This window comes from Natronorubrum sediminis (assembly GCF_900108095.1).
Classification (GTDB): domain Archaea; phylum Halobacteriota; class Halobacteria; order Halobacteriales; family Natrialbaceae; genus Natronorubrum; species Natronorubrum sediminis.
In genome coordinates this window covers 44242-56772 of record NZ_FNWL01000006.1, presented here as the reverse complement: position 1 = coordinate 56772, position 12531 = coordinate 44242, and the positions used below count along the sequence as shown (strand labels likewise).

Below are 12531 nucleotides of genomic sequence, written 5' to 3'. Positions count from 1 at the left end.
TGGGTGAATGCCGACAAATCACTATCTTTACAACAATTCACGACAAGTAATCGATGATGCAAGACTCAGGACTAACCCAGACCATATCCTTTGGATTAACCATCCACGAGGGTAGTTCTGAGAACTTGCACGAAGGCTGTCTCGAAGCTCGACGAGTCCGAAACGAAGTCAACCGACTCGACAACGAAGGGTGGGACTGGGACGACATCCACGACACCGTTGTCGATAACGCCAACCTCGTGAAAAACACGACTCAACTCATCGTCCAGAAAGCACTCAAAGAGCTTGAGACGTACTACGACTACAAAGACAATGAGTGGGGCCGACCGTTTCCCTACATTGACGAAACGTATCCGATGCGGATGAACCACAATGAAGGATACTCCCTCACTCTGGACGAATCAGGAGACGTTCGCTTCAGAGTTAGTTACAAACCGTACAACCATGTCAAAGGCGTACTTCGTGGCAGTCCCTACCACCTCGAAGGAGTGAAAAACGCGTTAGCATCGGACGCGTGGTGCGTTGGAGCCGCTGAACTCGTGTACAAACACGACGAATGGAGACTCCACGTTACAGTCACTCATAAGACACGTACCGTAGCAGCTCCAGATGACGCAGAGACAGTAGTTGGTGTGGACATTAACGAGGACTGCGTGGCACTCACCGCGCTGAATAGAGATACTGGTGACGTGCTCGATTCGGTCGTCATCGAGTACCCGGACATCAAGCGAGTTCGCCACGAGTTCTTCACCAAACGCAAGCGGATGCAAAATGTTGGACAAACCGCATTCGAGACTGTTGTCCGAACCGAAGAACGTGACTTCGTTCACGACCAACTCCACAAAGTATCGCGCGACGTAACCCAGTGGGTCTCACAATTCAACGACCCGGTAATCGTCTTTGAAGACCTCAAAGACATACGAGACTCCATTGACTACGGAACGCGAATGAACCGCCGCTTGCACAGCCTTCCGTTCGCCGCTCTTCGAGTCATGGTGACGTACAAAGCCGCGTGGGAAGGAATCCCCTCGGACGACATTGACCCGGAATACACGTCTCAGCGGTGTCCTCGAACAGGGTGTTTGCACATTGAGCGAGCGAATCGTCGTCGGAAGCGGTTCAAGTGCAATAAGTGTGGATTCCAAGACCACGCTGACCGAAAAGCAGCGGTGTGTGTAGCGCAAGAATGGGTTGACGACCAAGATGGAAATGTGCCGTCTCTCGAAACCCTTCCAAGAGTTCGGAAGGTGAGACGGACGGCATCGGGCCTATGTGAAGAGGCCGACTCTCACGGAGCAGTTTTCGCTTCGGGTGTTTACCGACACGGAACGTCGGCGCGAGACTCGCAGAGTCAAGCGCGAGAGGAATTAAAGACCGTTGCCCCGACTACAGGGCAGACACGGACGCCACGGGTCACCCGACCCGTGGTACTTCACTAATTGATTCGGTGACGCCCCTCGCTGCGAATCCGAAATACGCCTCGTGGGTCGTCCCGATCAACTCGTGTCGAAGCGCCGAGTGGGCGAGTTCCGGGTGAACTGTTTCTACAGCTCTGACCGAGCGCTCGTCGTGCACCGTGGGGTTGTAGGTACTCCTAATCGCCCTCGAGTTCGATGCCTATTCATCAGTGATTGGTTCAGAATCTGGCGGGCGGCCTCTTTGGTGATGCTCGCGGTCAAGTCGGCAATCTCGCCGCCGATGGAATGCTCTCGCAACTCGACACCGAACTCTCGACGGTCACTCGAGACCCTGGATATCGATGTGCTCAATTCCTCTCGGGCACAGAACGCGGCGAACGTCTCGAGAGCAGGATTCATCGTCGACCGGCAACCACCCAACTCGAGGGAGCGCTCAACGGCTGGTGGACGGTTGTAGCTCGCGGTTTCCGCCGGACATGATCCTCGCTGTGGGATAGGGCGACGATCCAGGGGGATTTACTTGGTTAAATCTCCCTTTAGCAAAGTAATTCAATATGGGACTAATACGTTCGATTTCAGCACTTTAGAGGCGTGTAGCTACAGAACTTGGAGTTATAAATACCATAATGCTATATAGAATTCTTGGGGCCCGTTGAGATCGTTCGAAAGACATCACGTCGCGAAGCCTGTGCTGAGGCCATTGGTCGAATGCTTCTGACTCGAGTGCAAGGGACTATCTATGCAGATCAGTACAGTGTATCTTAACGAGCACCATTGATAACCAGCACAATAATCTGCACTGAATACGAACTTTTCGTCTTCAATGAGTCAGGAGTTAGGCCTACTCGCTCGAGAGTTGTCGTTATCGTATTATGAAAATGCTCTTCCGGCACACGATAGGTTTTATGCAAACGTTTTCATGGTTTAGTAATTAAGTTATCGGATGAATATAAAGAGTCCGTTAATAGAGATACCCTCACTGCGTCAACCTGGTTACACGATATTGGTCGACCACGAGAACGAAAAGGCTTGATCGATGATCACGACAAATGGGCTGCAGCAAAATCTGAGGAGTTTCTACAGGTTGAAGGTGTGGAATCTGATCGAATTGAAGCAATCAAACACTGCATTGAAGCACATAGCATTCGGTCAAGTTCTCCAGAACCAGAGATTCTTGAGGCAAAGTTGCTTTTTGATGCAGATAAGATGGAAGCTGCTGGAGCACGTGATGTCATTCGCTTGGCTTGCATTATTGGCGAAATATATGGAAGAGCAGGAGAAAAATACGCAATAATCGATGACTTATCGGTTTTTGAGTCGACTACTTTATACTCTCCAGATATCGAATTACTACGAAATTGGACAAGGGAACGCCTTGATCTTCTATATACATCTCCAGTACGTCGCCTTGGAACGTCTCGATGGGATTTTATCGACAAGTTCTTCTCTCAATTTGAGAGAGAAACCGGGATAGAAGGCGAGAAATAGGCTCTGTGGAAATCCTCTTCACGTCTTGCGGTTTCGTGTAGCAACAAGTTTTTACGACTTTGGTTGTGAGCGGCCAAGGGAGAACCGCCTCCGAATGTCAACGTCAAAGGATTTCAACGAGGCTTCATCAACCGGTTTCTACTAACTTTGCTCACCTCAGCGTCGTCGATGAGCACCGTAGGAGTAGGGTCGATTGCAGCGCTTATTATTTGGCTGGCGTCTACAGTGATGTCGCGTTCCACTCAACGTCAACGCCTCTAGCGATTCCACGAACGTGGCGACGGTCATAAGCTAGTTTTAGCTAAGACGTTGCTCGAGTGCGTTCAGAGCGGGTTCTGTTCCAAGCACCGATTGCGAGTACGACGACCCAAAGATGTCTCAGCGCCTTGAGACTCTGCATCTGGTTGCGTATTGTCCCTGGTTCCGGTCAACTTGCTCGGCGATGTCTTCGCCCTTGATGACGCCCTCGGACTCCTTGTGGAGGTTCGTTAGTGCGCGGAGAATCTTTTTCTGGCTCGGAGTAAGCTCAATGGACGACATGGTAAATTGTTTGTAATTGTATACCTTGAGCTCGGCGGGTGAGTACCTTCGGAAGTTCAATTAATGTATGCCAAGCATCTCGATTTGCTCCTGATACCGGTTACGAATTGTAACTTCAGTAACTTGAGCGACATCTGCTACTTCTTTCTGGGTCCGTTTCTCGTTGCAAAGCAAGGCGGCAGCGTAAATAGCGGCGGCAGCAAATCCTGATGGACCTCTCCCAGAGAGTAATGGATCAGCGGTCTCTTCAATAATTTCATTTGCCTTAGCTTCGACTTCCTGTGGGAGATCCAGTTTTGAGCTAAAGCGAGGTACGTACTGCTTCGGATCGATAGGGAGCAGTTCAAGACCGAGCTCGTTCGAGATGTATCGGTAGGTACGGCTTACCTCTATTCGTTCGATACGCGAAACCTCTGTGATCTCTTCCAATGAGCGCGGAATACCTTCTTGCCGACAGCCAGCATACAGTGCAGCTGTGGCAACGCCCTCAATTGATCGTCCACGAATGAGATCGTCTTGAAGCGCTCGCCGGTAAATCACACTTGTTACCTCACGAACCGATCGTGGGACGCCCAGTGCCGAGGCCATCCGGTCGATCTCGCTGAGCGCGAACTGAAGATTCCGCTCACCGGCGTCTTTCGTCCGGATACGGCTCTGCCATTTCCGTAACCGGTTCATCTGCGAACGCTTCTTCGAGGAAATCGAGCGGCCGTATGCATCCTTATCCTTCCAGTCGATTTGGGTGGTGAGCCCCTTGTCGTGCATTGTCTGAGTAGTTGGGGCACCGACACGCGACTTCTCCTGTCGTTCTTTGTGATTAAACGCGCGCCACTCTGGTCCCGAATCAACCATTGCTTCCTCAATCACTAGACCGCACTCCTCACAAATTCGCTCACCTTGAGCAGAGTGTCGGACTACGTTACTCGATCCACACTCTGAACATGTGGAGATAGTTGCATCGGACTCGGTTTGTCCCGTTTCATATTCGTCGTCCCTGAGCCGAACAGACCAGACCATTGTTATTTAATAATAGAGATACAGGACTATAAAGTTTGAATCTCGAGATAGGTATACCATTCATCCCAATAATTCGTAGCCTAGAACTAGATTGAGGTTATCTTTGGTAGCATGCTCAAGCATATCAATGGCATCATCAGTGAGTCCTAACGAAGAACTCTAGCGGGTAGTCTGAGATCACGAAATGATTCTACGCACCATACTGTGTCGAAGTTGAGCCTTCGAGGCAAACATGTGCTGGCAACTTTTAGTCGCTGTCCGTAACTGCTTCTCGTAGATCAATTCGGACCCACTATGCTAATATCTTCCTGTCTTGTCTTTAAACCATAATACCTTCAATGGTAATAAACAGAATCTACAGGAGGATGGGCGTCGAAGGGACGAATCTATGATCGAAGAGAGACCGGCGTATCCATCCCTCGAGAATCGAACGGTTCGTCACCGGACTCCGCAAGCGTTCAGTCGCGACGAAACTTCGACGGAGCCAGCCGATGGCGACTGCTCCGATCACGAGTGGCCGGCGTGCTGGGACGCCGCCGCATCGTTGCTCGAGTGGAGCGAGCCCTACGAGCGCATCGTCGACGAGGAAAATGCGCCGTTCTACCGATGGTTCGTTGGTGGACACTTGAACGCCGCGGAAAACTGCATCGATCGCCATCTCGAGGAGCGGAAGAATCAGGTCGCATTGCGGTGGGAAGGGAAACGTGGCGAGCGTCGAACCTATACGTACTACGACCTCTATCGCGAGGTGTCAGCTGTCGCAGCCGCGCTCCGCGAGATCGGCGTCGAAGAAGACGATGTCGTCACGATCTACCTGCCGAAACTCCCCGAGTTACCGATCACGATGCTCGCCTGTGCTCGTATCGGCGCGCTCCATAACGTCGTTTTTGCGGGGTTCGCCCCCACCGCACTCGCTGAACGGATGCAACGTGTCGACTCACGCGCGCTCGTCACATGCGACGGTAGCTTCCGTGAGGAGACCGTGATCAATCAGAAACGGAAAGCCGATACGGCACTGGCATCGATCGGGGAATCACTTCCGACAATCGTCGTCGATCGACTCGGTTCGAGTCACGATATGCATCTCGGTAGGAACCAATACGACTATGACGATCTCGTCGAGGCGTTTGCCGGTGCGAACGTGCCCCCAGTGCCACGGGAGGCGACCGACCCCCTCTTTCACATCCACACGTCAGGAACGACCGGCGAACCGCAACGGATGACTCACGCAACCGGGGGCTACCTCACAGGTGTCGCGTGGACGGCCCAGACCGTATTCGACCTCACGCCGGGGACCACGATCTGGTGTACGGCCGATGCTGGGTGGATTACCGGTCACTCCTACGTCGTCTACGGGCCACTGCTCTCGGGTGCGACGGTCGTCCTCGCGGAGGGAAGTCTCCGTTATCCGGACCGCCACCGCCCGTGGGAGGTGATCGAACGGAACGGCGTGGAAGTCTTCTATACGACGCCGGGAGTAATCCGAACGTTCATGAAGTGGGGCGAGTCGTTTCCCTCGTCTCACGACCTTTCGTCACTGCGACTGCTCGGCACCGTCGGCGAACCGATTGGTCCGGACACCTGGGAGTGGTACTACACTCACGTCGGCGAGGGACGGTGCCCGATCGTCAACACGTGGTGGCAAACCGAAACTGGATGCGTCCTCATCTCGGTCCGTCCTGGGATCGACGAGTTAAAGCCTGGTTCGGTCGGCCCACCGTTACCCGGAATCGAAATCCAGATCGTCGACGAAGACGGCCGTGAACTCCCTCCGGGCGAACCCGGCTATCTGACGATCGAGCGCCCCTGGCCATCGATGTTCGCTCCGCTCGAGAGTGACCAATACTGGGTTCTCGCGGAGTACTGGCAAGCGTTTTCAGACCCCCGGGCGGATTCCTGGCGGTACTTCACCGGTGACCGTGCCGTCGTCGACGACGATGGGTACGTGACGATCATCGGCCGCGACGACGACGTTATTACGATCGGCAACCGTCGCCTCGGAACGGCCGAACTCGAGGCTGCAATCACGACTGTTGATGGCATTACTGAAGCCGCTGCCGTTGCTGAGAGTACTGCCAGCGAGACTACGCTCTGTGTGTTTGCAACCCTCGAACAAGAACAGCGAGACCGGGACGCCGTCCGAGACGCCATCGCGGATGCAATCGCTGAGAATGTCGGCGAGTTCGCACGGCCAGCGAGCGTCGTATTCACGCCTGAACTACCTGAAACCTACGCTGGAAAGACAATGTACCGACTTCTCGAGGGCGTCGTCAATGAACAGCCGCTTACGGACAGCGACACCCTTCGAAACCCGGAAATTCTCGGTGAAATTGCAACAATTTTGAATCAGAAGTGAGCAGTCGAGGGTCGCGTAAGGGTCTTTCTGACTACGAATGCCTCGTCCGCTGACTGGCGGGACATTTTCACGTTCTCGAGTCCCTGCCGAATGGCTTTGGTCCCGTCGATACCAATGCAGTCGCTCGCCCCATTTCTCATTGGCGGCTGACTGCGGTTGCTGTCTTGTGTTCTATTCAATACGAGTGTCACCATCGTCTGAACGGGGACGAACCTCAAATGGGCGCATCATATCGTGGTCTTCATGCTCAACCATGTGGCAGTGCCACATATACGTGCCCGTCTGATCGTTGAACAGTCCGTCGTGCTCTCCGAAGTGGACGATCACGTGGACGACTTCGCCGGGATCGACGGTGATAACGTCGTTCCATCCTCGTTCGTACGGTTCGGGTGTCTCAAGCGCGTCCAGATCGATTTTGTCTTCCGGATCGTAGTCCCCGTTCGACTGTCGCCCCAGCATTTGGAAGTGCACGAGATGGAGATGTATCGGATGAGACATCGCACTTCGGTTAGCGAAACTCCAGATCTCGGTATCACCGAGCGAGGGGTCCTCGGTAACGGGTGCACCCATCTCAAGGCCGTCCTGGTCTTGGGCTGTTCCGAGCAAGTGTAGCTGTCGACCGTAGTCATCGGTTGCTCCGCTGTTGAGTGTGAGATACCGGTTATTGTCGACCGACTCCACGGGAATTTCCGGGACCTGTGTCAGCTTGTCGGGGAGTTGATCGTCGTCTCGTGTGTTTCCCGTGTCGCCCACGTCTACAAGCATTATCTCGGGAAGCGAGACGATGTCATCATCGGTCGAACCTACCTCACCGCGGTACTGAGCGGGCGCGTTGTTGTGGAGCACCAGTGTCTCTCCAGCATATTTGGTGAAGTCGACGACGACATCGGCACGCTGACTCGAACCGATCTCGAGACGGTCGTCGATCTTGGTCGGACTCGAGAGGAGGCCCCCGTCGTTCCCGATCTGGACGAACGGTGGTCCGTCGCCGCCGATATCGCCTGACGATTCATCGTACTGGAGGAGTTTGAGGGTATAAAAGCGGCTGTTTGAGCCGTTGAGGAGCCGAAAGCGATACGATCTGGGTTCGACGGAGAGCCGAGGCCAGGCCTTCCCGTTGACAACCGATGTGTCGCCGTAGAACTGCGGCACGATACTTGGGTCCGGATGTGAATCGTCGCTGCCGCCTTGCTCGTCCGAGACGACCGTCGGATAGAATAACGACCCGTCCTCGTTGAAACTCCGATCCTGGAGTACAAGCGGAATCTCGTACTCGCCGTCGGGAAGGTCGAGGTTTCGTTCGTGATCGTTCCGCAGGAGATAGAATCCTGCGAGCCCGGCGTACACGTTGAGCCGCGTGATACCGAGCGCGTGGTCGTGATACCACAGCGTCGCCGGCGGTTGGTCGTTCACGTAGTAGTAGTCTTTCTTCTCGAACTTGGGGCCCGTTTCCTGGAAGTCACGCGTGAACCATGCCTGCGCCTGTCCGTCGCTCTCTGATTCGATGTTTCCGCCGTGAAGGTGTGTCACTGTCCGGACGCCCGGCATATCGTACGGAATGATGTCATCGTGAATCGTGGTGTCGACGGGCAAGAGGTGTTCGTCCGGGAGGTCGTTCGTCCACTGGACATAGGTCGGTTCGCCCTGCTCGGCTTCGATTGTTGGTCCCGGAAACTGCCCGTCATACCCCCAAACGGTCGTCAGTGGGAGGTCGCGGTGTAGCTCTTGCTCGACCTCGCGCATTGTCACCTCGTAGTAGGGCTGTCCGTCCTTCGTCCCGGACGGTTCTGCGACGTCTGGCCGAGGGACCTCGTCAACCCACTTCTCGAGGTCGGGCGACGAGTGATCCGTTATCGTCCCCGCACTTTCAGCCGGCGGTGGATTCGTTTCTCCCGATGAACAGCCCGCAAGTGCCGAGATGCTCGCACCACCAGTAGTTACGAGCAGTTCACGACGCGATATCACTGGTTGAGGTCCTCCAGTGCGATCACTCATAGTACACGTAAGCATATGATGCCCCAGCATATGCGGGGTCGGCCGATTCCTACTGAGTCAGAATCTGAAGAGGGTACATCACCTGAAGTGGCCTATTGCAGCCATCCTCGTTTCCGAAACGTGGAACAGGATATATATCGATCCAAAGTCGATATTCCCACATCACCATCATTATGGTTCATCCGAAATAAACTATCTAGACACATCCCAATAGCCGCTAGAGATCCCTCAATTACCATGAATGAAGTCCCTTCCCAGTTACAGACGTTCGATATCGCGGAAACCGACACCGTAGTGCAAGAATATCTACAAACGGAATGCCTGGGTCATCCGACGAGAGGACCGTACATAAAATCACGAGCACTGTATGAGGGAATCGAAGACGAGATCGACGACCGGTTTTCCCTGGAACTGTTCGGATTATTTTGTGAAAGCCGATCGTACTTGGAGAAGTGGTCGAGAGGATACAACGGATCGTATCGGTATCGGATCTTGCAAGAGCATCTCCGCTAACGTTCTCTGCATAGGACTACCAAGAAGGATAGTACTTAGAAGACTTAATAGTCCTATCCAGAAAAACCATTATATAGTTTCAATCAGTACAGACAGCTATGACCAAGCAGACGGCGAAAACCACGGAACGGTCGCTGGACGTAATCGACACGATTCAGAAATTGGACGGCGCAACACTAGATGAATTGACCGGTGAATTGGAGATTTCGAGAAGTACGATCCACCTCCACCTCCAGACCCTTCTCAAAGAAGGATATCTCACGAAGGAGGGTGCGGTATACCACATCGGGTTGCGATTCCTCAACCACGGCGAGTATGCACGCTCACGCAAGAAGGCGTACACGCTGGCAAAGCAGACTGTAACAGAACTTTCCGACCGAATCGACGAAGAGGTCGAATTCGTCGTCGAGAACGATAATCGCGGCATTCTCGTCCACGAATCCTTCCATCCGGATAGCCACTTTCCGTCCAAGAAACGACATATCTCTACTGCACATAGCTCCGCCGGGATCTACTATTATCTCCACAGCGTTGCAACCGGGAAAGCAATTCTCGCCGAATTATCCGACGAGCGCGTCGAAGCGGTATTGGACGACTGGGGACTCCCCAGACAAACGGCACACACAATCACAGACCGAGACGACCTCTTACAGGAACTCGAGGAGGTTCGCGAGCGAGGCGTTGCGTTTACCGATGAAGAGTACGTCGACGGTCTCAGAGAAGTCGGGCGGCACGTGACGGGTCCCGATGGGAGCATTCTCGGTGCAATCGCCATTATCGGCCCAAAGTATCGATTCACGGACGAACGGTACACTACCGAGTTGCCGGAGATACTAACGGAATACGTTAACGACCTCGAGACCGAAATCAGAGATTCGTACTTGGACGATTATCGCTAAGTGATCGGATCGCTCACGAGTTTCGACAAACGGTCCGAATATACCGTATCATTATATGTGCCTCCTGTATCCGGAACGAAATCACCACAACAAATTACACTCGTATGGTTGTAACACAATGTGTGCAATTGTAGAACCACACGACGTGTCGTCAATATAGTTCGGAGAATCTGGACTATTATATATTTCCGCATGGGCGCTGCGTTCTAGGAGAACCGCCGACCGTCGTCAACCGTGCTGACGGCAACTAGGTCAGGGAGGGACCGACTAGAATGGGAAGTTTCCCTCACACTGGATAAGCGATACGTAGCGAACGGGTGCAGTGGGATACCCAGCGAACAGGTGTTTACGATCCGCGCCTGTTGACTTTAGCTACCGTTCCGACCATCGTCCACTCCGATTCGTCTACGCCCTTTCGTCCGACCAGAATCGATTCGTTATCCGCGCTCGAGACGAATCGATAGTCCGCATCGTCGTCCTCGCGAACACCCTCTGCCTGAAATTCCTGCTGGAAGAACTCGGCCCCGGTAATACGAAATACGGCCGTCGTTCCGTCGTTGAGCGTAAGCTCGACGGGTTCGGGACTGATCTGGTGTATTCGCTTCGCGATCGGGTTGAGGTCTGCCATACCTACGTACTGGCGGTTGCAGCCTATAAGTCGTGCTGATCTCGCATTAGATCACTTCGGTGACTTCGTCGAGTGCGTCCGTATCCACGAACAGAATGACGTGATCCCCCGGTCTGATTACGGTCGTCCCTCGAGGCGTTACGAGTTCACCAGTTCGAGCAATCGCTCCGATGATGACTCCATCCGGAAGGCTCGCCGTAGAATCCCTGATTTCACGATCTGCGAGAATACTCTCCTCGGTAACGACGATCTCGATCACTTCCGCGCGATCGTGGTCGAGCAGTACGATCTTTTCAGTCGGAATCAATCGGGTGAACCGAATGATTTCTTCGGCGGTTTCTTCGCGCGGATTGACGGTCACATTGACGCCAGCGGTTTCGAATAATTCGGTATACTCGATGTTCTCGACGATAGCGACGGTTTCACCGACGCCAAACTGGCGGGCTACTAACGATACGAGTAAGTTCCGTTCGTCGTTCGGCAATGTAGCGATGACGATATCGGCGTCTCCGGTGTGTTCGCGCTCCAGAAATCCGGCGTCTGTGGGATCTCCCTTGAGTACTGTCGTGTCGGGAAGTGCTTCGGCCGCGTTTCGGGCGCGATCGGGATCCTGTTCGACTACCCGAGGATGATAGCCGTGTTCTTCAAACAGCCGGGCTATTCGAAGACCAATCTCGCTCGCTCCGGCGATAACGACCTCGTCGGTCGGACTTCGCGACGATAGCGAAATACGATTCGCGACGTTCGTAACGCCGCTAGCGCTTCCGATGACTACGATCCGATCGGTGGACTGTATCACAGTTTCTCCGGCTGGAAGTACCAACTCGTCGTCGCGGAAGATCGCCGCGACCGTTACCGATTCATCCAGACCGATCTCGCGCACGGTTTGATCGACGAACGGACTCTCCGGGTCGATTTCGAACGCAGCCATTCGGACGAGACCGTTCGCGAACGTATCAACCTCCTGTGCAGCAGGGAGTCCAGAAATCCGAAACACTGCTTCGGACGTCAACGAGTCCGTGCAGATCATGAAATCGACACCGAACGCATCCGGACGGTCGTTCCACGTTTCGAAGAGCGTTCGGTGCCTCACTCGGGCAACCGTGAACGCATCAGAGATCATCGTTACGGTCGCACAGATAACGGTATTGACGTCATCATTGTCGGTACACGCGATCACGAGATTTGCTCGATCGATTTCGGCCTTTCGTAGTGTTTCAATATCTCGGCCGTCTCCGTGGACGGCGAGTACATCGTACGCGTACGTGAGTTCCTCGACGATCTGCTCATCACAATCAACAACAACTACCTCGTGAAGGTCTGCGAGCGTTGCAGCGATCGTTCGTCCGACCTCACCAGCTCCGATGACCGTTATACGCATCGAACTCTCACTCAACGGATAATCGAGGGTTTGCCTGAAAGTGTCATCAGTAACCGTCATTGATTTCTGTGGACCATCCGATAGACCAATCGACCGGTGCTGTAGTCGCCTTGTTCCGGATGTGTTCACAGATAGGATCCGTCGACCATTATGAGTTTCGTTCATGAACGATTCAGTCCTCGGCCAGTCCCAAATCACAGAGCAACAGCGACTGAATCGATCACTATCAGTCCACCATCGTTTCTGCGATCACTGGTGAAAGATGAGGTCAAGAATAGAGACGGGTCCTCATCCGA

At 53.7% G+C, this 12531-nt stretch carries 7 protein-coding genes and 2 pseudogenes; 4 read left to right on the top strand and 5 right to left on the bottom strand.

The features are described 5' to 3' along the window. Nucleotides 1–56: 56 nt before the first annotated feature. On the top strand, nt 57–1439 hold the full coding sequence (locus BLW62_RS18395; RefSeq protein WP_139305428.1) for an RNA-guided endonuclease TnpB family protein: 1383 nt from the start codon (nt 57–59) through the stop codon (nt 1437–1439). Nucleotides 1440–2241: 802 nt separating this feature from the next. Beyond that, a pseudogene (locus BLW62_RS17745) lies at nt 2242–2906 on the top strand (HD domain-containing protein). 376 nt (nt 2907–3282) lie between these two features. On the opposite strand, the pseudogene BLW62_RS17740 reads toward BLW62_RS17745, so the two are convergent. Both BLW62_RS17740 and BLW62_RS17735 read right to left on the bottom strand, forming a co-directional pair. Continuing rightward, nucleotides 3283–3446, bottom strand: a pseudogene (locus BLW62_RS17740) (TrmB family transcriptional regulator); the annotation flags it as partial. 60 nt (nt 3447–3506) lie between these two features. After that, nucleotides 3507–4463: a transcription initiation factor IIB gene (locus BLW62_RS17735; RefSeq protein WP_090508372.1), complete on the bottom strand. Its 957-nt coding sequence runs from the start codon at nt 4461–4463 to the stop codon at nt 3507–3509. A gap of 388 nt (nt 4464–4851) precedes the next feature. Here BLW62_RS17735 and BLW62_RS17730 point away from each other — a divergent pair, with 388 nt between their 5' ends. After that, nucleotides 4852–6819, top strand: a complete 1968-nt coding sequence (locus tag BLW62_RS17730; RefSeq protein WP_090508371.1) for an acetate--CoA ligase — start codon at nt 4852–4854, stop codon at nt 6817–6819. Between the two features lie 171 nt (nt 6820–6990). Here BLW62_RS17730 and BLW62_RS17725 read toward each other — a convergent pair whose 3' ends face one another. Beyond that, nucleotides 6991–8814, bottom strand: a complete 1824-nt coding sequence (locus BLW62_RS17725; RefSeq protein WP_090508370.1) for a multicopper oxidase family protein — start codon at nt 8812–8814, stop codon at nt 6991–6993. Between the two features lie 611 nt (nt 8815–9425). On the opposite strand from BLW62_RS17725, the gene BLW62_RS17715 reads away from it, so the two are divergent. Beyond that, a complete protein-coding gene (locus BLW62_RS17715; RefSeq protein ID WP_090508368.1) occupies nt 9426–10226 on the top strand; it encodes an IclR family transcriptional regulator in 801 nt (266 codons plus the stop codon). A gap of 346 nt (nt 10227–10572) precedes the next feature. Here the strand turns inward: BLW62_RS17715 and BLW62_RS17710 are convergent, their stop codons facing one another. Then, the gene (locus tag BLW62_RS17710; protein WP_090508367.1) at nt 10573–10854 is read right to left on the bottom strand and encodes a DUF8072 family protein; all 282 of its coding nucleotides are present in this window, start codon (nt 10852–10854) and stop codon (nt 10573–10575) included. 46 nt (nt 10855–10900) lie between these two features. Beyond that, nucleotides 10901–12235: a Trk system potassium transporter TrkA gene (trkA, locus tag BLW62_RS17705; RefSeq protein WP_090508366.1), complete on the bottom strand. Its 1335-nt coding sequence runs from the start codon at nt 12233–12235 to the stop codon at nt 10901–10903. Between the last annotated feature and the right edge of the window lie 296 nt (nt 12236–12531).

What these genes read in the sequence shown, in the direction of transcription:
- BLW62_RS18395 (WP_139305428.1), top strand. Translation starts at nt 57, where the DNA reads ATGCAAGACTCAGGACTAACCCAGACCATATCCTTTGGATTAACCATC.
- BLW62_RS17735 (WP_090508372.1), bottom strand. Translation starts at nt 4,463, where the DNA reads ATGGTCTGGTCTGTTCGGCTCAGGGACGACGAATATGAAACGGGACAA.
- BLW62_RS17730 (WP_090508371.1), top strand. Translation starts at nt 4,852, where the DNA reads ATGATCGAAGAGAGACCGGCGTATCCATCCCTCGAGAATCGAACGGTT.
- BLW62_RS17725 (WP_090508370.1), bottom strand. Translation starts at nt 8,814, where the DNA reads ATGAGTGATCGCACTGGAGGACCTCAACCAGTGATATCGCGTCGTGAA.
- BLW62_RS17715 (WP_090508368.1), top strand. Translation starts at nt 9,426, where the DNA reads ATGACCAAGCAGACGGCGAAAACCACGGAACGGTCGCTGGACGTAATC.
- BLW62_RS17710 (WP_090508367.1), bottom strand. Translation starts at nt 10,854, where the DNA reads ATGGCAGACCTCAACCCGATCGCGAAGCGAATACACCAGATCAGTCCC.
- trkA (WP_090508366.1), bottom strand. Translation starts at nt 12,235, where the DNA reads ATGCGTATAACGGTCATCGGAGCTGGTGAGGTCGGACGAACGATCGCT.